Annotated in this window: 13 protein-coding genes; 12 read left to right on the top strand and 1 reads right to left on the bottom strand. The window is 61.2% G+C overall.

Going from position 1 to position 20,560, the window contains the following annotated elements; translation table 11 throughout:
* The first annotated feature begins 18 nt into the window (after nt 1–18).
* The 4 genes from iolC (at nt 19) to ACEVBK_RS13095 (ending at nt 6,421) form a co-directional block, all read left to right on the top strand.
* Complete coding sequence (iolC, locus tag ACEVBK_RS13110) at nt 19–1,932, top strand: 5-dehydro-2-deoxygluconokinase (RefSeq protein ID WP_375055386.1); 1,914 nt, start codon at nt 19–21, stop codon at nt 1,930–1,932.
* 2 nt (nt 1,933–1,934) lie between these two features.
* Nucleotides 1,935–3,788, top strand: a complete 1,854-nt coding sequence (iolD, locus tag ACEVBK_RS13105) for a 3D-(3,5/4)-trihydroxycyclohexane-1,2-dione acylhydrolase (decyclizing) (RefSeq protein WP_375055385.1) — start codon at nt 1,935–1,937, stop codon at nt 3,786–3,788.
* Nucleotides 3,789–4,013: 225 nt separating this feature from the next.
* A complete protein-coding gene (gene iolE / locus ACEVBK_RS13100; RefSeq protein ID WP_375055384.1) occupies nt 4,014–4,904 on the top strand; it encodes a myo-inosose-2 dehydratase in 891 nt (296 codons plus the stop codon).
* A 14-nt stretch (nt 4,905–4,918) separates the two neighbouring features.
* Nucleotides 4,919–6,421 carry a CoA-acylating methylmalonate-semialdehyde dehydrogenase gene (locus ACEVBK_RS13095; protein WP_375055383.1) on the top strand — a complete coding sequence of 501 codons (1,503 nt, stop codon included), beginning with the start codon at nt 4,919–4,921 and terminating at the stop codon, nt 6,419–6,421.
* Between the two features lie 45 nt (nt 6,422–6,466).
* On the opposite strand, the gene ACEVBK_RS13090 is transcribed toward ACEVBK_RS13095, so the two are convergent.
* Entirely contained in the window at nt 6,467–8,677 is a 2,211-nt protein-coding gene (locus ACEVBK_RS13090; protein WP_375055382.1) for a putative bifunctional diguanylate cyclase/phosphodiesterase, read from the bottom strand.
* Nucleotides 8,678–9,105: 428 nt separating this feature from the next.
* Between ACEVBK_RS13090 and ACEVBK_RS13085 the strand changes: the two genes are divergently transcribed.
* The 8 genes from ACEVBK_RS13085 to ACEVBK_RS13050 all read left to right on the top strand — a co-directional run bounded on the left by ACEVBK_RS13085 (nt 9,106) and on the right by ACEVBK_RS13050 (nt 20,540).
* A complete protein-coding gene (locus tag ACEVBK_RS13085; RefSeq protein WP_375055381.1) occupies nt 9,106–11,277 on the top strand; it encodes a malate synthase G in 2,172 nt (723 codons plus the stop codon).
* Between the two features lie 185 nt (nt 11,278–11,462).
* Complete coding sequence (locus ACEVBK_RS13080) at nt 11,463–12,833, top strand: MFS transporter (protein WP_375055380.1); 1,371 nt, start codon at nt 11,463–11,465, stop codon at nt 12,831–12,833.
* Between the two features lie 78 nt (nt 12,834–12,911).
* Nucleotides 12,912–13,088 carry a hypothetical protein gene (locus ACEVBK_RS13075; protein WP_375055379.1) on the top strand — a complete coding sequence of 59 codons (177 nt, stop codon included), beginning with the start codon at nt 12,912–12,914 and terminating at the stop codon, nt 13,086–13,088.
* Nucleotides 13,089–13,315: 227 nt separating this feature from the next.
* The gene (epd, locus tag ACEVBK_RS13070; protein ID WP_375055378.1) at nt 13,316–14,347 is read left to right on the top strand and encodes an erythrose-4-phosphate dehydrogenase; all 1,032 of its coding nucleotides are present in this window, start codon (nt 13,316–13,318) and stop codon (nt 14,345–14,347) included.
* A 21-nt stretch (nt 14,348–14,368) separates the two neighbouring features.
* Nucleotides 14,369–15,532, top strand: coding sequence for a phosphoglycerate kinase (gene pgk, locus ACEVBK_RS13065; RefSeq protein ID WP_375055377.1), 1,164 nt, complete (start codon nt 14,369–14,371; stop codon nt 15,530–15,532).
* Between the two features lie 66 nt (nt 15,533–15,598).
* Nucleotides 15,599–16,678, top strand: coding sequence for a class II fructose-bisphosphate aldolase (gene fbaA, locus ACEVBK_RS13060; protein ID WP_375055375.1), 1,080 nt, complete (start codon nt 15,599–15,601; stop codon nt 16,676–16,678).
* Between the two features lie 336 nt (nt 16,679–17,014).
* A complete protein-coding gene (locus ACEVBK_RS13055; protein ID WP_375055373.1) occupies nt 17,015–19,162 on the top strand; it encodes a type I secretion system permease/ATPase in 2,148 nt (715 codons plus the stop codon).
* A complete protein-coding gene (locus ACEVBK_RS13050) occupies nt 19,155–20,540 on the top strand; it encodes an HlyD family type I secretion periplasmic adaptor subunit (protein WP_375055372.1) in 1,386 nt (461 codons plus the stop codon). The genes ACEVBK_RS13055 and ACEVBK_RS13050 overlap by 8 nt, the downstream gene beginning before the upstream one ends.
* The last annotated feature ends 20 nt before the right edge of the window (nt 20,541–20,560 follow it).

Below are 20,560 nucleotides of genomic sequence, written 5' to 3'. Positions count from 1 at the left end.
GTCCCGGAGGAGAGAGTAATGTCAGCACGAAAGCACCTGGATGTGATTTGCCTTGGGCGGGTGGCCGTCGACCTGTACGGCCAGCAGATTGGCGCCCGGCTGGAAGACATGGGCAGCTTCGCCAAGTACCTGGGAGGCTCCAGCGGTAACGTGGCCTACGGCACCGCCCGCCAGGGCCTGAAATCCGCCATGCTGTCCCGGGTGGGGGACGACCATATGGGCCGTTTCCTGCGCGAGGAACTGGACCGGCTGGGGGTGGACGTCAGCCACCTCAAGACCGACCAGGACAGACTCACCGGCCTGGTGGTGCTCGGCATCAAGGACGAGGATACCTTCCCGTTGATCTTCTTCCGGGAGAACTGCGCCGACATGGGCATCCGGGCGGAAGACATCGACGAGGAGTTCATTGCCTCCGCCAGGTGTCTGGCCATCACCGGCACCCACCTGTCGCACCCGGACACCCGTGCCGCCGTGGTAAAGGCGCTGGAGCTCGCCCGCCAACACGGGGTAAAAACCGCGCTGGATATCGACTACCGCCCTGTGCTGTGGGGCCTGACCAGCCGGGGTGACGGCGAGACCCGCTTTATTCCGTCCGCCGCCGTCACCGAACAGCTGCAGCAGATGCTGAGTCTGTTCGACGTCATCGTCGGTACCGAGGAGGAATTCCATATCGCCGGCGGCAGCACCGACACCGTGGCCGCCCTGAAGGCGGTGCGCGAAGTGAGTGGTGCCGCCCTGGTGTGCAAGCGCGGCCCGCTGGGCTGTTCGGTGTTCGAGGGCGCCATCCCCGCCACCCTGGACGAGGGGCTGACCGTGTATGGGGTCAGAGTGGAGGTGCTCAACGTACTGGGTGCGGGGGACGCCTTCATGTCCGGCCTGCTGCGCGGTTACCTCAACGGCGAGGGCTGGGAGCAGGCCTGCCGTTACGCCAACGCCTGCGGCGCCCTGGTGGTGTCACGCCACGGCTGTGCTCCGGCCATGCCGAGCAAGGAAGAGCTGGACGACTATCTGTCCCGCGCCGAGTCGGTGCCGCGCCCGGATCTGGATGCGCGCCTCAACCACCTGCACCGGGTCACCACCCGGGACCGGGAGTGGGACGATCTCTGTATCCTGGCCTTCGATCACCGCCGCCAGTTCGTGGACATGGCCATCGAGGCGGGGGCGGATATCGGCGAGATCCCCCGGCTGAAAAAGCTGATCCTGAAGGCCGGCCGCCAGGTGGCGATCGAGGCCGGGCTCGAGGGCCGTGCCGGCATACTGGCCGACACCACCTTCGGCCAGCCGGTGCTCAACGAGATCACCGGCCAGGGCTGGTGGATAGGCCGCCCCCTGGAGCTGCCGAGCTCGCGCCCGCTGCGCCTGGAGCACGGCAACATCGGCAGCCAGCTGATCGACTGGCCGCTGGAGCACATCGTCAAGTGCCTGGTGTTCTATCACCCGGAAGATCAGGTGGAGCTGCGCCTGGAGCAGGAGCGGCTGATCACCGAGGTCTACCAGGCCTGCTGCAAGAGTGGCCACGAGCTGCTGCTGGAAGTGATACTGCCGGCGGACATGCCCAAGACCGACGAGCTCTACGTGCGCGCCCTCAAGCGCTTCTACAACCTCGGCGTCAAGCCCGACTGGTGGAAACTGCCGCCGCTGTCCAGCCACGGCTGGGACGAGGTCACCGCCGTGGTCACCGAGCGCGACCCGCACTGCCACGGGGTGGTGATCCTGGGCCTGGACGCGCCGGAGGCCGAACTGCAGGCTGGCTTCAGCGCCGCCGCCGGCAAGGCGCTGGTCAAGGGCTTCGCCATCGGTCGCACCATCTTTGGTGCCCCCAGCCGCGATTGGCTGGCGGGCCGGCTCGACGACCAGGGGCTGATTGAAGCCATCAAACGCAATTACCATCATCTGATCGCCCTCTGGCGTCAGCGTCATCAAGGAGAATGAAGATGTCCCACACCCTTCGTCTGACCATGGCCCAGGCCCTGGTGAAGTTCATGACGGCGCAGAAAGTGGAGATCGACGGGGAAATCCATCCCCTGTTCGAGGGGGTCTTCGCCATCTTCGGTCATGGCAACGTGGCCGGGGTGGGCGAGGCGCTGTACCAGGCCCGCGATGTGCTGCCCACCTATCGGGCGCACAACGAGCAGGGCATGGCCCACGCCGCCATCGCCTTCGCCAAGACCCACAACCGCCGGCGGATGATGGCCTGTACCGCCTCCGCCGGCCCGGGCTCTACCAACATGGTGACCGCCGCCGCCGTGGCCCACGTCAACCGCCTGCCGGTGCTGCTCCTGCCGGGTGACACCTTCGCCACCCGCCAGCCGGATCCGGTGCTGCAGCAGGTGGAGGTGTTCAGCGATCACACCATCACTTCCAACGACTGCTTCAAGCCGGTGAGCCGCTTCTTCGACCGCATCACCCGCCCCGAGCAGTTGCTGACCTCGTTGCCCCAGGCGATGCGGGTACTGACCGATCCGGTGGAATGCGGTCCGGTGACCCTGGCGCTGCCCCAGGACGTGCAGACCATGGCCTACGACTACCCGGCGCACCTGTTCGAGGAAAAGGTGCACCGTCTGCGCCGCCAGGCCCCGGACGAAGTGGAGCTGGCCGAGGCGATTGAACTCATCAAGTCCGCCAAAAAGCCGCTGGTAATTGCTGGGGGTGGGGTGCACTACTCGGGCGCGCTCCAGGAGCTGGACCAACTGGTGACCCAATACCAGCTGCCGGTGGGCGAGACCCAGGCCGGCAAGGGGGCGCTGCCCTGGGATCATGCCCAGAACATGGGGTCCATCGGCGTCACCGGCGCGGCCTCGACCAATGCCCTGTCCGCCGACTGCGACCTGATCCTGGCGGTGGGCTCCCGGCTCGGTGACTTCGCCACCGGCTCCCGCGCCATGTACCACCCGGATGCGCGCATCGTGTCCATCAACGTCGGCTCCTTCGATGCCTACAAGCACAAGGCGCAGCCCCTGGTGGGCGATGCCAAACTGACCCTGGCCAAGCTTGTCGCCGGGCTCGAGGGCTGGCAGCCCGAGGGTAGCTGGGTGGACAAAGCCGCCGAGCTGCGCGCCCGGTGGCTGCATGCCCAGGACGTGGCCACCACGGATCGCGGTACCGAGCTTCCCACCGACGCGGAAGTGGTGGGGGCGGTCAACCGTGCCGCCGGGGAGCAGGACATCGTCGTCTGCGCCGCCGGTGGCCTGCCCGGCGAGCTGCAGAAACTGTGGCGCACCCGTTACCACAAGGGCTACCACATGGAATACGGCTACTCCTGCATGGGCTACGAAATTGCCGGCGGCCTGGGAGTGAAGATGGCCAGGCCCGAGTCCGAGGTGTTCGTGATGGTGGGGGACGGCTCCTACCTGATGCTGAACTCGGAAATCGCCACCTCGGTGATGCTGGGCCAGAAGATGATACTGGTGGTGCTCGACAACCGCGGCTATGGCTGCATCCACCGACTGCAGCAGTTCTGCGGCGGCCCCGGCTTCAACAATATGCTGGACGACTGCCTGGCGGTGGAAGGCGGCGCACCCAAGACCGACTTTGCCGCCCACGCCATCGCGCTGGGTGCCAGGGGCGAGAAGGTGGGCAACATCAAGGAGCTGGAAGCGGCGCTGGCGCGGGCCAAGGCCTCGGACATCACCTATGTGGTGACCCTGGACACCGACGCCCTGATCGTGACCGAAGAGGGCGGCTCCTGGTGGGACGTGGCGGTGCCGGAAGTGTCGCCCCGCGGCCAGGTGCAGGAAGCCCGTGCCCGCTACGAGGCCCATAAGGCCCGTCAGCTGCAGAATTTGTAAACGACGGCGCCCGACAGGCAACGACGTTGCCTGGGGGAGGACAAAGGGAGCGGCTCCTCCGACCGTCACATGCCAGGGATGGCATGTGCGAGCGTACATGGATGTATTCACAGCGTGTCGGCGGAGTCGGCCCTTTGGCCGACCGGCACTGGGGCACAAGTTTTATCCGTTACCTGGAGCAGTCAAATGTCTGGCTTCAGGGAGAACCGAATTTTGGAGAACATCATGAGCGTAAAACTGGGCATCAACCCCCTGACCTGGACCAACGACGATCTGCCGAGCCTGGGCGGCGACACCCCGCTCGCCACCTGCCTGACCGAAGGCAAGCAGGCCGGCTTCGCCGGCTTCGAGCTGGGCCACAAATTCCCCCGGGATCCCGAGCTGCTCAAGCCCATACTGCAGCGCCATGAGCTGGAGCTGGTCTCCGGCTGGTATTCCGGCTACCTGCTGCAGCGCTCGGTGGAAGACGAAATCGAGGCGGTGCAGGAGCATCTCCAGTTGCTCAAGGCCATGGGCTGCAAGGTGATGGTGTTCTGCGAAGTCACCGGCTGCGTGCACGGCGACCAGAGCAAGCCGGTCACCGAGCGCCCGCACTTCCCTGCCGAGCGCTGGGAAGAGTACGGCGCCAAACTCACCGAGTTTGCCCGCTACACCCAAAGCCAGGGCGTACAGGTGGCCTACCACCACCATATGGGCACCGTGATTGAAACCGAAGCCGAGGTGGATGCCCTGATGCAGCACACCGGCCCCGAAGTGGGGCTGCTGCTCGACACCGGTCACATGACCTACGCCGGCGGCAACCCGGTGGCGGTGGCCCAACGCTGGGCCGGGCGCATCAACCATGTGCACTGCAAGGACATCCGCGCCAATATCCTGAAGGAGGCTCGCAACCGCAACTCCAGCTTCCTCAATGCGGTGCTGGACGGCGCCTTCACCGTGCCCGGCGACGGCTGCGTCGACTACCCGGCGGTGTTCAAGGTGCTGAAAGACAACGACTACCAGGGGTGGCTGGTGGTGGAGGCCGAGCAGGATCCGTCCGTCGCCCACCCCCTGACCTACGCCACCCTGGGCCATAACAACTTACATGCGTTCGCCAGGAACGCCGGCTTGCTGTAACGGAGACACCTAGCATGGAACAAGTACTGAACTTTATTGGCGGTGAGATCACCGAAAGCCACAGCGGTCGTACCGCACCCGTTTACAACCCGGCCACCGGCGAGCAGAGTCGTGAAGTGGTGCTGAGCTCGGCGGACGAAGTGCGCGGCGCCATCCACGCCGCCCGGAAGGCCTTCCCGCGCTGGGCCGGCACCAGCCCGTTGCGCCGTGCCCGTATTTTGTTCAAGTTCAAGGCGCTGCTCGAAGAAAACATGGATGAGCTGGCGCGGCTGATCTCCAACGAGCACGGCAAGGTCTACTCCGATGCGGTGGGTGAGTTGACCCGTGGCCTGGAAGTGGTGGAGTTCGCCTGCGGCATCCCCCACCTGCTCAAGGGCGAGCATTCGCTCAACGTGGGCACCGGGGTGGACAGCAACTCGCTGATGCAGCCGCTCGGGGTCTGCGCCGGCATTTCGCCGTTCAACTTCCCGGCCATGGTGCCCATGTGGATGTTCCCGGTGGCCATCGCCTGCGGCAACACCTTCGTGATGAAGCCCTCCGAGAAGGATCCTTCTACCAGCGTGCGCCTGGCCGAACTGCTGAAGGAAGCGGGCCTGCCCGACGGCGTGTTCAACGTGGTGCACGGCGACAAGGAAGCGGTGGACGTGTTGCTGACCGACCACCGGGTGCAGGCGGTGAGCTTTGTCGGCTCCACCCCCATCGCCGAATACATTTACAGTACCGCGAGCGCTCACGGCAAGCGTTGCCAGGCCCTGGGCGGTGCCAAGAACCACGCGGTGATCATGCCCGATGCCGATCTGGACCTGGCCGCCAACGCCCTGATGGGCGCCGCCTTCGGCGCCGCCGGTGAGCGCTGCATGGCGATTTCCGTGGCGGTGGCGGTGGGCGACGAGGTGGCCGACCAGTTGATCGCCAGGCTCAAGCCCCAGGTGGAAGCCCTGCGCGTTGGTCCCGGCATGGTCGAGGGCCAGGAAAACGACATGGGGCCGCTGGTGTCTGCGGTGCACCGTGACAAGGTGGTGGGCTATATCGATCAGGGCGAGCAAGAGGGCGCCGAACTGGTGGTGGATGGCCGCAACCTCAGGGTGCCGGGTCATGAAGCCGGCTACTTCGTGGGCGGCACCCTGTTCGACAAGGTGACCCCGGGGATGACCATCTACCAGGAGGAAATCTTCGGCCCGGTGCTGGCGGTGGTGCGGGTGCCCGATTACGCCTCGGCCCTGGAGCTGGTGAACAGCCATGAATACGGCAACGGCACCGCCATCTTCACCCGCGACGGTCACGCCGGCCGCCAGTTCAGCCATGACGTGCTGGCGGGGATGGTGGGCATCAACGTACCGATCCCGGTGCCGATGGCGTTCCACTCCTTCGGCGGCTGGAAGCGTTCCGTCTTCGGTCCGCTCAATGTACACGGCCCCGATGGCGTGCGCTTCTACACCCGAATGAAGACGGTGACCAGCCGTTGGCCGTCCGAACCCCAGCAGAGCGCCGAGTTCTCCATGCCGACCATGAAGTAAGCGTTGTCATAGCCAACTGAAGCCCGCCCGGTGCGGGCTTCTTGGTTATTGTCGCAGCTCCGCCAGCCAGGCAGTCAGCTGCGCCAGGGGCATGGGCCTGGCATACCAGTAGCCCTGGATCTGGTCGCAGTCGAGCTGGCGCAGCAGGGCGGCCTGCTCGGGCGTCTCCACCCCTTCCGCCACTACCGTCATCGACAGGCCGTGGGCCATGCGGATGATGGCGTCCACTATGCTGCGGTCGTCCGCATCCTGTTCCACCTCGGTAATAAAACTGCGGTCGATCTTGAGGGTATCCACCGGGAAGCGCTTGAGGTAGCTCAGGCTCGAATAACCGGTGCCGAAGTCGTCGATGGCGATGGACATCTGGGCCCGGCGTAATTTGCCGAGGATGCCGGCGGCGCGGGTCGGCTCCTGCATCAGCGAGCTTTCGGTCAGTTCCAGCGACAGCCGCTGCGGCGGCAGACGATGATGCGCCAGCCTCGCCAGCACTTGTTCGGCAAAATCGTCCTGGGTCAGCTGGCGGGCGGAGATATTGACCGCAACGGGCATTTCAATGCCGAGGTCGGCCAATTGCCGCAGATCGGTACAGGCCTGCTCGATCAGCCAGTAGCCCACCGGAATGATCATGCCGGTGTCCTCCAGTATGGGAATAAACACCGTTGGCGATACCGGCCCCGTTCCGTGCAGATGCCAGCGCAATAACGCCTCGAAACCCGCCAGGCGGCCACTGCCGATGCTCATCTTGGGCTGGTACCAGAGCTCGAATTCCTTGTTTTCCCAGGCCAGGCGAAGGGCATTTTCCAGGGTGACCTTGCTGATGGGCAAGGTGGTTTTGGCGGGATGCTGGTAAAAGCAGATGCTGTTGCGTCCCTGACGCTTGGCCTGGGCCAGGGCATGATCCAGGTGTCGCAGCAAGGTGTCCGGATCCCGGCCGTCTTCGGGAAAGCAGGCGATGCCAAGGCTGGCGGTGATGAACAGGGTATTGCTGGTCAGGCTGAAGGGCAGGGCCAGGGCACGGTTAAGCTGGTCGGCCCAGTCCCGGGCGTTGGCACTCTGATCCTGGTGATGGACGATCAGGGCAAATTCATCGCCTGACAGTCTGGCCAGCAGCCCTTGTCCTTCGCGCACGTCTTCCAGCCGTTGTGCCACCTGTTTCAGCAATTCATCGCCGGTGTCGTGGCCCAGGTTGTCATTGATTTGCTTGAACCGGTCCAGCCCCAGCAGCAGCAGGTAAAAGGGGGCGGCATGTGTACAGGCCGAGGTCAGGTAACTGTGGCAATTGATGCGGTTGGCCAGGCCGGTGAGGCTGTCGAAATTGGCCAGCTCATAGAGTTGTTGCTGCTGTGCCTTTTCGTGGCTGATATCGCTGAGCACCCCGATCACCCGGACCATTTTCCCCTGCTCGAACACCGGATAGGTTCGGTGCAGCAGCCAGAGCTGGTTGCCTTGCCTGGTAAACCAGCGGTATTCCAGCTCGATGGCCGACTCGGGGGAGTCGACCAGGGTCTGCTCAACGGTTTCCAGATCTTCCGGGTGGATGCGGCTGAACGGCAGGCTGCTGTCCTGCTTGAGCTGGTGCAGGTTGATTTCCAGCATGGTTTCAAAGGCCGGGCTGATGTACTGGTGGGAGCCCTGTTCCACGTCGAACACCCAGAAGGCCTCCGGGACCTTGCTGACCAGTTCGGTAAAGCGGGCTTCGCTCTGGGCCCGCGCCCGTTCGGCCTGAATCTTGCCGGTCATGTCCCGGGCCAGCACCAATTGGGCCTGGGTCTCCTGGTAACGCATGGCATAGACGGTCAGTTCCATAATCATCAGATTGCCCTGGCGATGCCGATGATTCTGGAGGCCGTTTTGGAAGCGTAATGCCAGGCCGCCGCTCAGGCGGTGTGGCGTCAGGTTCAGAAATTCGTGCAGGGTATAGCCATACTGCAGGCAGGCCGCCTGGTTGGCCTCCAGCATCTTGCCGTCATCGGCTTTATACACCCACATGGCGGTGGGGTTGTCGATAAAGGCGCTTCTGAAAGCCAGTTCGGAGTCATTCAAACGCACGTGGGCTCGCCAAGCCTGATTGATCAGATAACGGCTCAGTCCATACAGGGCCAGCCCGTTGACCAGTACGAAGCCGATCCCCTTGGCGGTATGCAGCCAGTCGAGGCCGGGGCCGTAGTGGGCTATCAGCTTGTTGGCCAGAATGTCCGATCCCAGTATCCAGGTGAAGGCGATAAAGAAATAGAAAAACAGCAGACGGGGGGGCATGTTCCAGAAGGAAGAGGGAAAGTGATGTTTGCCGGAACGAGTCTCCAGGCTGAGGGACAGGGACGTTCGGATAGGCGAAACGGACGGTTTTTCCATAAGGGACCCAGATGCTGGTGGATTGGAACAGAGCGCCGGTTACCCGTATCGACGGGATGCTCGTCTCGAATTGTAAGTGATGGGACTCATGGTGTTTAGCGTTTTCTCATTGTGGCACTTTTGCATAGGTCAAGGGGCTATACCATTGAATTGCCAGCCGTATCACAAATTTAGCGACTGTTTATGCACAATTTGTAAAGATTGTGTGACCAAATATTGCAATTCTGCTTTGCCAGTTTGTCCCTTCACAGGGTAAACTGTGGCTCCCAAGCAATTAGGGTTAACAAACGGTCTATACATAACTACTGACAACTACAATAGAAGAAGCAACTATGACGGAACGTATTCACCTCGGCACTTTACAAGTCGCTACCGTTCTTCATGATCTGGTAGTAAATGAAATCATTCCCGGTACCGGCGTTGAACCTGCCGCCTTCTGGGCCGGTATGGAGCAGATCGTCAAGGATCTGGCACCCAAAAATCGCGCTTTGCTGGAAAAACGGGAGCAACTGCAACGTCAGATCGACGACTGGCACCAGGCTCGTGCCGGCCAGTCCCATGATGCTGCTGCCTACAAGCAGTTTCTGGTGGACATCGGTTATCTGCTACCGGTGGTCGACGACTTTACTATCACCACTTCTAACGTGGATGCCGAGCTCGCTACCCTGGCTGGTCCTCAACTGGTGGTTCCGGTCAACAATGCCCGTTATGCGCTGAATGCCGCCAACGCGCGCTGGGGCAGCCTGTACGACGCCCTCTATGGCAGCGATGCCATTTCCGAAACCGACGGTGCCGAAAAAGGCAAGGCCTTCAATCCGCGCCGGGCCGCCAAGGTGATTGCCTGGGGACGCAACCTGCTGGACCAGGCCGCACCGCTGGCAAACGGCAGCCATGCGGACGCCACCGCCTATCGGGTGGTCGACGGCCAATTGCGGATCACCCTGGAAAACGCTGAGCAAACCACCCTGGCCCGGGCCGAGCAGTTCGCCGGCTATAACGGTGATGCAGCCGTGCCCGTGGCCGTGTTGCTGCGTAACAATGGCCTGCACATCGAGCTGCAGTTCGATCGCAACAATCCGGTGGGTAAGGACGACAAGGCGGGGATCAAGGATCTGCTGCTGGAATCTGCCCTGTCCACCATCATGGACTGCGAAGATTCCGTGGCCGCGGTGGATGCGGAAGACAAGGTCGGCGTCTATCGCAACTGGTTGGGCCTGATGCAGGGCACCCTGACCGAGAAGGTCCAGAAGGGTGACCGGGACATTGTCCGTACCCTGAACCCGGATCGGGAATACCTCAGCCCGCAGGGCGAGACGTTTAGCCTGCACGGCCGCAGCCTGCTGTTTGTGCGCAACGTGGGTCACCTGATGACCAACGAGGCAGTGCTGGATCAGGACGGCAACGAAGTGCCCGAAGGCATTATCGACGGTCTGGTAACCTGCCTGATCGCCCTCCACGATCTCAAGGGCAACGGCAGATTCAAAAACTCCCGTACCGGCAGTGTCTATATCGTCAAGCCCAAGATGCACGGTCCGGAAGAAGTGGCTTTCGCCTGTGAGCTGTTCGGCCGTGTCGAACAGGTGCTGGGCCTGGCCAAGAACACCCTGAAGGTCGGCATCATGGACGAAGAGCGTCGTACCAGCGCCAACCTCAAGGCCTGTATCTACGAGGCCCGTGAGCGGGTGGTGTTTATCAATACCGGCTTCTTGGATCGCACCGGCGACGAAATTCATACCAGCATGGAAGCCGGCCCCGTGGTACGCAAGGGGGCCATGAAGCAGCAGGCCTGGATCCAGGCGTACGAAAACAACAATGTGGACGTGGGCCTGGCCGCCGGTCTGCAGGGCAAGGCCCAGATTGGCAAGGGCATGTGGGCCATCCCCGACAACATGGCCGACATGCTGAAAGAGAAAATCGTGCACCCCCTGGCCGGTGCCAACACCGCCTGGGTCCCGTCGCCCACCGCGGCTACCCTGCATGCCACCCATTACCACCAGGTGAATGTACAGGCGCGCCAGGACGAGCTGAAGAGCCGCTTTCCGGCCAGCCTGGACGATATTCTGACCATCCCGCTGCTCGCCGACCCGGCCAGCCTGAGCGCGACAGACATCCAGCAGGAGCTGGACAACAACGCCCAGGGCATCCTCGGTTACGTGGTACGCTGGATCGATCAGGGCGTGGGCTGCTCGAAGGTGCCGGACATCAACGATGTGGGCCTGATGGAAGACCGCGCTACCCTGCGCATCTCCGCCCAGCACATCGCCAACTGGTTGCGCCACGGCATCTGCAGCAAGGAGCAGGTGACGGAAACCATGCAGCGCATGGCCGCCATCGTCGACCAGCAGAACGCCGGCGATCCCCTGTACCGCAACATGGCACCGGGCTTCGACGGCATTGCCTTCCAGGCCGCCTGTGCCCTGGTGTTCGAGGGCACAACCCAGCCCAGCGGCTACACCGAGCCTTTGCTGCACGCCTACCGGCGCAAGCTGAAGGCCCAGGGTTAAACGCCCGTCGTGACTGACTATCCCCGGCTTGTCCGGGGATTTTTTATCCATGACTTTTTTTCATGGCTCCATGCCGAATTATCGTGGGCAGGCTGGATAAAAACCGCCGGGGGCACTGTTAACGAGATTGCTTTCCTGTCACCCTATCAGCTCATTTCGTTCAGCCATACCGACAGCGGCCTCTCATGATAAAACGTCTGGTCATTTCGCTTTCTTCGTTGATTTTCAGTGTCTTCCTGCTGGTGGGCGGCAATACTTTCGTGATGACCCTGCTCGGGGTCAACCTGGGATTGAAAGGCGTTGAACCGACCCTGATCGGCAGCATCATGGTGTGTTATTCGGTGGGCTTTGTGCTGGGCTCCCTTTATGGCCCCCGGATCATCAAAAGGGTGGGGCATATCCGTGCCTTTGCCGTGTTCAGTGCCTTCCTGGCCAGTTCTACCCTGATCTTTCCGCTGACTGACAGCATTATTCTCTGGGCGTTGCTCCGGGCCCTGAGCGGGGTGGCGGTAGCCGGCAGCTTCGTGGTGATCGAAAGCTGGTTCAGCGCTGTGGCTACCAACGACAACAGGGCCACCCTGTTTTTCGCCTACCAGATTTGTGCCTACCTGGCGGCGACGGCCGGCCAACTGCTGATCGGTCTTACCGATCCCGCCGCTTTCGTGCCCTTTACCCTGGGGGCCATAGTGCTGACTGCAGCCCTGGTGCCCCTGTCGCTGACCCGCATGGCGGCGCCTACCATAGAGCATAATGAGCGTATCAGCGTGAAAGCCATTATCCGGGATGCGCCGGTGGGGCTGCTGGCGGCGTTGTGCAGCGGCATACTGATCAGCAGTTTCTACTCCATGGCGCCGGTCTATGCCATCCAGGTCGGCTTGCCGGTGGCTCAGCTGTCCTATTTTATGGCGGTTTCGGTCTTTACCTTCATTCTTTTTGCCTGGCCACTCGGTCGCCTCTGCGACCGTCTGGATCGGGGCAAGATCATGATCTGGATAAACGGCATCATTACCCTGAGCGCCCTCGGAGTGGTGTTTGCCGGCCATTACCATCTGTGGCTGTTGATCGGGTTTTCTGCGCTCTATATGGGTATGGTGGCTTCCATCTACCCGGTGGCGGTGGCCATTACCAACGACCGGATGGAAGCCCAGCATATCGTCGCGGCCAGCACCACCCTGCTGCTGAGCTATGGCCTGGGCAGTTCGCTCGGGCCCTTGTTCAGCTCCAGCATGATGACCTGGCTGGGTGCCCAGGGGCTCTACTACGGCTGTGCCGGCGTGGCCTTTCTGCTGGGCTGTTACGCCTGGATCTGGCGCTTGCGCAGCAAGACGGTGGCGGTGGCCGATCAGGCCCACTATATTCCCACACCGGTCGAAACGGCGGGTGTCATCACCGAGCTCGACCCCCGTAATGAAGAGTTCGTGGATGTGCCCATGGAGGATGTGTTCCCGGATCTGGAGCAGGAGGAAATCGCTCAGGCCCAGGCCAGCCAACTGGATCTGGAGCTTCCCGAGCCGGAAGCCGGTGCCGAAGAGGAATCCGTTATCGTAGCGCGTTGAGCCCGCCAGGGGCATTGTCATTGAAACGTCAACCGGAAACGTTAGCCTGGGGCGGATTCCATTCCCGAGGACGAGACGATGCCTTATACGCCAATGCCGAGCCGTGTCACCCCATCCCCATCAGAATTGTCGTCGCCCTGCCGTGAGACGGTGGACGATTGCTACCCGGTGCAACTACTGCTCTGGTTGCAGCGTCAGGCAGATGCGCCCGAGCTACCGGTGATGGGGACGGAAGAGGCGCTGGAGGTGGTGTAGTTTACCGCCGTCCGGCACCGTACCCGGCGGTGAACCAGTCAGGATGCGGCAAACTGCTACCGCCAAACGGAGTGTGCTCATGCTTGCACCGAAGACGCGACGCGACTGCTGCAAACTGCTTCCCAGCCATTCCCCTTGCTTTCAATCCCCGTTAGACTTGAGCCTGTATTTCGCACCGGAGGCGAATATGCCGGTGCCGCCTTTAAGCCCAGCAGGAACAACAAGTAATGATTCGACTAGCCATCAACGGCTACGGCCGTATTGGGCGCAGTGTATTACGGGCTTTTTACGAACGTGATCTGCACCGGTATATGAAGATAGTGGCCATCAACGAACTGGCCGATCCCGAGGCCATGGCCCACCTGACCCGTTACGACTCCAGTCATGGCCGTTTCGGTCATGAGGTGAGCCTGCTGCCGGGCGCCTTTGAAATAGAAGATGATGTGATCCGCTTGTGTCACGAGCCGGATCCGGCCAGGTTGCCCTGGGCCGAACTGGAGGTCGATTTGGTACTGGAGTGCACCGGTGTGCTGTCGAGCCGGGCCGATGCAGGTCTGCACCTGGCGGCAGGGGCGAAAAAAGTGCTGTTTTCCCACCCGGCCGACAATGATGTGGATGCCACCATCGTTTATGGTGTAAACCACCTACAACTGACCGGCAACGAAACTATTGTGTCCAATGCTTCCTGTACCACCAACTGTGTGGTGCCCGTAATTGAGACATTGCACAGAGTTTTTAATATAAAATGTGGTAATATTACTACCATTCACTCAGCCATGAATGACCAACAGGTGATCGATGCCTATCATTCGGATCTGCGCCGGACCCGGGCTGCCAGCCAGTCCATCATCCCGGTTGACACCAAACTGGCCAAGGGAGTAGAGCGCATCTTGCCCCACTTCGCCGGCAAATTTGAGGCCATTTCCGTTCGGGTGCCCACCATCAACGTTACCGCCATGGATTTGAGCGTGATCGTCGAGAGCAAGGCCACCGTCGAGGCCGTCAACCAGGTACTGCGCCAGGCCGCCGAAGGCCCGCTCCGGGGCATTCTCGGCTATACCGAAGCGCCGCTGGTGTCGGTCGATTTCAACCATGATCCCCATTCCTCCATCATCGACGGCACCCAGACCCGGGTGAGTGACGCCAATCTGATCAAGATGCTGATGTGGTGCGATAATGAATGGGGTTTTGCCAATCGGATGCTCGATACCAGCCTGGCCTGGCTGGCGGCCGCTGAGACCGTTTCTAAAAAACACTAGTACTTTAATAGAGGACGTTTTATGTCAGTCATCAAAATGAATGAACTCGATCTGTCCGGCAAGCGGGTACTGATCCGCGCCGATCTGAACGTACCGGTAAAAGATGGCAAGGTCACCTCCGATGCCCGTATCCTGGCCTCGCTGCCTACCATCGAAGCGGCATTGGCTCAAGGCGCCAAGGTGATGGTCACTTCCCACCTGGGCCGTCCCACCGAGGGCGAATATGCCGACGAGTTCTCCCTGCAGCCGGTGGTGGACTATCTGGCCGCCAAGCTGGATGCTCCGGTGCGCCTGGCCAAGGATTACCTGAACGGCGTCGACCTGGCCGCCGGTGAGCTGGTGGTGCTGGAAAACGTGCGCTTCAACAAGGGCGAGAAGAAAGACGACGAGGCCTTGTCCAGGCAGTACGCTGCCCTCTGCGACGTCTTCGTGATGGACGCCTTCGGCACCGCTCACCGGGCCCAGGCCTCCACCCATGGTGTGGCCAGGTTTGCCCCCGTGGCCTGTGCCGGCCCGCTGCTGTCCGCCGAACTGGAAGCCCTGGGCAAGGCGCTGGATAACCCGGCCCGGCCCATGGTGGCGGTGGTCGGGGGATCCAAGGTATCCACCAAGCTGACCGTGCTCGAGTCCCTGTCCAAGATTGCCGATCAACTGGTGGTGGGCGGTGGTATTTCCAACACCTTCGTGGCCGCCGCCGGCCACAACGTGGGCAAGTCCCTGTACGAGCCGGACCTGATCCCGGAAGCCGAGCGCCTGATGGAAACCTGTGATATTCCGTTGGCCACCGATGTGCGTACCGCGCCCGAATTCTCCGAAACCGCCCCGGCCACCATCAAGCTGGTATCGGAAGTGACCGACAACGAAGAAATCCTGGATCTGGGAGACGAGTCTGCCCAGCGCCTGGCCGATATCCTGAAAAATGCCAAGACCATCATCTGGAACGGTCCGGTAGGGGTATTCGAGTTCGAAAACTTCCGTCGTGGCACCGAAATCGTGGCCCGAGCCATCGCCGAGAGCGAGGCGTTCTCCATCGCCGGTGGCGGTGATACCCTGGCGGCCATCGACCTGTTCGGGATCAAGGACCAGATTTCCTATATTTCCACCGGGGGCGGCGCTTTCCTCGAGTTCGTGGAAGGCAAGACCCTGCCGGCGGTGGCCATGCTCGAGCAGCGAGCCAAGGGCTGAGTTAACCTTATCCATTTAAAGCGGCCGGCTCACTCCGGTCGCCCGAATTTCAACAGGAGCAAGAGAATGTCCCAGAAAATTTTTGATGTAGTAAAACCGGGTGTGGTCAGCGGCGACGACATGCAGAAGATCTTCGCCATCGCCAAGGCCAACGAGTTTGCCCTGCCGGCGGTCAACGTGGTGGGGACCGACTCCATCAACGCCGTGCTGGAAGCGGCTGCCAAGGCGAAAGCCCCGGTGGTGGTACAGTTCTCCAATGGCGGTGCCGCCTTCTTCGCCGGCAAGGGCCTGAAGCTGGAAGGCCAGCAGGCTGCCATTCTCGGCGCCATCTCCGGTGCCAAGCATGTGCACGCGGTGGCCGAAGCCTACGGGGTGCCGGTGATCCTGCACACCGACCACGCCGCCAAGAAGCTGCTGCCCTGGATCGACGGTCTGCTGGACGCCGGTGAGAAGCACTTCGCCGAAACCGGCAAGCCGCTGTTCAGCTCGCACATGATCGACCTGTCCGAAGAGAGCCTGGAAGAGAACATCGAAATCTGCGCCAAGTACCTGGAGCGCATGAGCAAGATCGGCATGACCCTGGAGATCGAACTGGGCTGCACTGGTGGCGAGGAAGACGGTGTGGACAACACCGGCATGGACAGCTCCATGCTCTACACCCAGCCGGAAGACGTGGCCTATGCCTACGAGAAGCTGAACGCCGTCAGCGACAAGTTCACCATTGCCGCCTCCTTCGGCAACGTGCACGGCGTATACAAGCCGGGCAACGTCAAGCTGACCCCGCAGATCCTGGACAATTCCCAGAAGTACGTGTCCGAGAAGTTCGGCCTGCCGGCCAAGTCCCTGAACTTCGTGTTCCACGGTGGTTCCGGTTCTTCCGCCGAGGAAATCAAGGAGTCCATCGGCTACGGCGTGATCAAGATGAATATCGACACCGATACCCAGTGGGCGACCTGGGCGGGCGTGATGAACTACTACAAGGCGAAAGAAGGCTACCTGCAGGGCCAGATCGGCAACCCGGATGGCGAAGACAAGCCGAACAAGAAGTATTACGACCCGCGCGTCTGGCTGCGTGAAGGCCAGAGCAGCATGATTGCCCGCCTGGAGCAGGCATTCAAAGAGCTGAACGCCATCGACGTACTGTAAGTTATTGCCGTTACCTTTCGGCAATCCCCGATACCGGCCTCAGCGCCGGTATTTTTATGCCTGCAAGCTCCACTTGGAAATGACCCGGCAGCAGGTCGGGTTGGTGTATTTCCGATAACCGACTAGATTTCAAGATAAAGCCGTCGAGGCCGAACAGGAAGGACCCCGTACTCAAGGATGATATGAGGCAAAGGTGGCTGGGGCGAGTCGGTGGGAACCGACTTCCGTGTACAGGCCAGGGCCGGTGGGCTTTTCTATACTGTTGATAAGTTGAACACACTTCAAGCCTGATGTCGGCATGTTGATTTTGCAGTAAGTGTAAGGATACACGACATAATGCAATACAGTCATGCGATGAACCAGGATCCCCTGCTGCAAAGCCTGGTGTTCCTGACCAAGTTTTATGGCCATCCCCACCAGGGAGAAGCGCTGGTCTCCGGCTTGCCCCTGCCGGAGGGAAAGCTGACTCCACTGCTGTTTTCCCGGGCGGCCGAGCGGGCCGAACTGTCGGTGCACCATGCCGCCCAGGCCGTGCGCGAGATATCGGATTTATTGCTGCCCTGCATTCTGCTGCTGAAAGAAGGCGGCGCCTGCGTGTTATTGGAGTCGGATCCCGCCCGGGCCCACTGCAAGGTGATGCTGCCGGGGTCGGAGGAAGCGGAGCAGTGGCTGTCCCTCGACCGGCTCGAGGCCAGCCACAGCGGCCGGGTGTTGTTCACCAAGCCCAAGTTTCGTTTCGACGAACGTTCGCCCAAGGTGCTGGGTCACCACGACGGGCACTGGTTCTGGGGGACCCTGCGGCGTTCATCTTCCATTTACCGGGATGTGCTGACAGGTTCGCTGCTGATCAACCTGTTCGCGGTGGTGACGCCGCTGTTCACCATGAATGTGTACGACAAGATAGTCCCCAACCTGGCCTTCGACTCGCTCTGGGTGCTGGCTATCGGGGCCGGTATCGTCTTCCTGTTCGACTTTGTGATGCGCATGCTGCGCAGCCACTTTATCGATGTGGCCGGCAAGAAATCGGACGTACTGCTGTCGGCACAGATCTTTGCCAAGGTGATGGGGATGCGGATGGAAGCTCGGCCGCCTTCTACCGGTGCCTTTGCCAGGCATTTGCAGGAATTCGAGTCGGTGCGGGATTTTCTGACCTCGGCCACCGTGGCCGCCCTGGTGGATATACCCTTCACCCTGATCTTCTTGCTGATCATCTGGGTCTTTGCCGGCCAAATGGTGTGGGTGCCCATCCTGGCGATTTTGTTGCTGGCCGCCTTCAGCCTGCTGGTCCAGAGGCCCTTGAAACGCAGTATCGAGGAAGGATCCCGTCTGGCATCCCAGAAAAACGCCAACCTGGTGGAAGGCATCGCCGGGCTGGAAACCATCAAACTGTTCGGTGCCCAGGGGGCCTTTCAGCACCGCTGGGAACAGGCGGTCAGTCATATCGCCAACTGGGCCATGAAAACCCGGCGGCTGACCAACTCCGTGTCCACTCTGGCCAACGTGACCCAGCAAGTGACCACCGTCAGCCTGATTGTGCTGGGCGTGTATTTGATTGCCGCCGGCCAGCTGTCCATGGGGGGGCTGATTGCCGCGGTGATGCTGAGCAGTCGCGCCATTTCTCCCATGGTGCAGTTGTCGGTATTGTCTACCCGCTATAACCAGGCAAGGTCGGCCATGACCATACTGGAGCAGATCATGGCGGCACCGGATGAACAGGAGCACGGTCGGCGCTATATCCACCATCCGGTATTCCGGGGAGAGATCCTGTTCGATCGGGTCGCTTTCAAGTACCCCGGCTCCGAGCATAATGTGATTAACCAATTATCGCTGCATATCGAGGCCGGAGAAAAAGTGGCCATTATCGGCCGTATCGGTTCGGGAAAAACCACGCTGGAGCGCTTGATCGTCGGTCTGTACAAGCCCACCGACGGGGCTATCCGCATCGACGGCATCGATATCGGTCAGCTGCAGCCGGCGGCGCTTCGTCGCAACATCGGCTGCGTCCCCCAGGATGTGACCCTGTTTTTTGGTTCCATACGAGACAATATTGTGATCGCCAACCCCTTGGCGGATGAACTCCATGTACTCCGGGCCGCCCAGCGGGCGGGGGTCACCTTGTTTACCAATCAGGATCCGGACGGCCTGGACCGTCAGGTGGGGGAGGGCGGGCGCCAGCTGTCCGGCGGTCAGCGCCAGGCGGTGGCGATCGCGAGGGCGATGCTGAATGATCCCGTGATGCTGATTATGGATGAACCGACGTCCAACATGGATAACCGTTCCGAGCAGTATATCCGCCAGGAACTGGCGAAGCTCAAAGCGGAGCAGACCCTGCTGTTGATCACGCACCGTACCTCCATGCTGGAAGTGGTGGATCGGCTTATCGTGCTTGAACAGGGCCAGATCGTCGCCGACGGACCCAAGGCCCAGGTTCTGCAGCAACTGAAATCCGGCAAGGTGCGCAACCGGGAGGCCAGCAATGGCTAGGCAAGCACTTCCCCCCGAGCTGCTCGATTACACCAATGACACGACGGCGGCGCTGTTGCTCACGACCCCGCGCGGGGCCAGGGCACTGCTGTGGTGCATGCTGCTGTTTGTGGTGGTGGCCCTGTTGTGGGCGCGTGTCGCCAAGCTGGATGAAGTGACCTCGGGTACGGGGACAGTGATCCCGTCGCAGCAAATCCAGGTGGTGTCGAATCTGGAAGGCGGCATAGTCCGGGAGCTGTATATCCGGGAAGGCCAGCAGGTGGAAAAGGGACAATCCCTGCTGCTGATCGATGATACCCGTTTCCTTTCCGATCTGCGTGAACGAGGCCAGGAAATCGCGGCCTTGCACGGGGATGTGCGACGGCTGGAAGCCGAAGTGGCCGCAATGGCCATCAGGGAGGATACCAGCTTGGTCTGGCGGGAGCAGGTCAAGGTCCAGAGGGGCAACCTGGTGTTCTCCGATGACTTCCGGACGCGATACCCGGGGCAGTCTGAAATACAGCAGGCCCTGTTTGAGGAGCGATTGGGGTTTGTACAAAACCAGTTGTCCATTCTCGGCAATCAGATAGAGCAGCGGGAGCAGGAAGTTATCGAGACCAATGCCAAGGTGCGCACCCTGCAGCGGGGGGTGTCTCTGGCGGCGCGGGAAGTGGACATGAGTCGCCCTCTGGCCCGTGAAGGCATAGTACCCCAGGTGGAAATTCTGCGGCTTGAGCGTCAGTTGAATCAAATGCAGGGGGAACTGGAGTCGACACGCTTGTTGTTGCCCAAGCTTGACGCCTCGCTGCGGGAGACGATCTTCAAGCGCAAGGAGATTGCCCTGACCTTCAGGTCCGAGGCGCAGCGGGAGCTCAACGATCGCCGCAACCGGCTGGCCCAATTGCAGGAGGGGGAGGTGGGGTTGCAGGACAGAGTCAGGCGAACCCTGGTCACTTCACCGGTCAAGGGCACCATCAAGACCCTGAAAGTAAACACGGTCGGGGGAGTGGTACAGCCGGGTATGGATCTGGTCGAGATAGTGCCGCTGGAGGATACGCTGCTGGTCGAGGCTCGTATCCTGCCGAAAGATATCGGTTTTTTACGCCCCGGCCTGGAGGCAATGGTCAAATTTACCGCCTATGATTTCACTATTTATGGTGGCCTTTTGGGCGAGGTGGAAAAAATCAGTGCCGATTCCATCCAGGATGATGAGGGCAATACCTTTTTTCTGGCCACCATTCGCACCCAGGAGAGCTTTTTGGGGGCCGAGGAGGCGCCCTTGATGATCATCCCGGGGATGCAGGCGGGAGTAGACATCATAACGGGTAAAAAGACGGTACTGGACTACCTGCTGAAACCCATATTGAGAGCAAGACAGGACGCTTTGCGAGAGCGTTGATTCTAAAAGGGAGTAACAAC

This window comes from Zobellella sp. DQSA1 (assembly GCF_041950555.1).
Taxonomy (GTDB): domain Bacteria; phylum Pseudomonadota; class Gammaproteobacteria; order Enterobacterales; family Aeromonadaceae; genus Oceanimonas.
Note: the sequence above shows the minus strand (reverse complement) of the source record. Positions and strands in the feature narration are given on the sequence as shown.

Coding starts and splice junctions, on each gene's coding strand:
- pgk (WP_375055377.1), top strand. CDS start 14,369: ATGTCAGTCATCAAAATGAATGAACTCGATCTGTCCGGCAAGCGGGTA.
- fbaA (WP_375055375.1), top strand. CDS start 15,599: ATGTCCCAGAAAATTTTTGATGTAGTAAAACCGGGTGTGGTCAGCGGC.
- ACEVBK_RS13080 (WP_375055380.1), top strand. CDS start 11,463: ATGATAAAACGTCTGGTCATTTCGCTTTCTTCGTTGATTTTCAGTGTC.
- iolC (WP_375055386.1), top strand. CDS start 19: ATGTCAGCACGAAAGCACCTGGATGTGATTTGCCTTGGGCGGGTGGCC.
- ACEVBK_RS13090 (WP_375055382.1), bottom strand. CDS start 8,677: ATGCCCCCCCGTCTGCTGTTTTTCTATTTCTTTATCGCCTTCACCTGG.
- iolE (WP_375055384.1), top strand. CDS start 4,014: ATGAGCGTAAAACTGGGCATCAACCCCCTGACCTGGACCAACGACGAT.
- ACEVBK_RS13050 (WP_375055372.1), top strand. CDS start 19,155: ATGGCTAGGCAAGCACTTCCCCCCGAGCTGCTCGATTACACCAATGAC.
- ACEVBK_RS13055 (WP_375055373.1), top strand. CDS start 17,015: ATGCAATACAGTCATGCGATGAACCAGGATCCCCTGCTGCAAAGCCTG.
- epd (WP_375055378.1), top strand. CDS start 13,316: ATGATTCGACTAGCCATCAACGGCTACGGCCGTATTGGGCGCAGTGTA.
- ACEVBK_RS13085 (WP_375055381.1), top strand. CDS start 9,106: ATGACGGAACGTATTCACCTCGGCACTTTACAAGTCGCTACCGTTCTT.
- ACEVBK_RS13095 (WP_375055383.1), top strand. CDS start 4,919: ATGGAACAAGTACTGAACTTTATTGGCGGTGAGATCACCGAAAGCCAC.
- iolD (WP_375055385.1), top strand. CDS start 1,935: ATGTCCCACACCCTTCGTCTGACCATGGCCCAGGCCCTGGTGAAGTTC.
- ACEVBK_RS13075 (WP_375055379.1), top strand. CDS start 12,912: ATGCCTTATACGCCAATGCCGAGCCGTGTCACCCCATCCCCATCAGAA.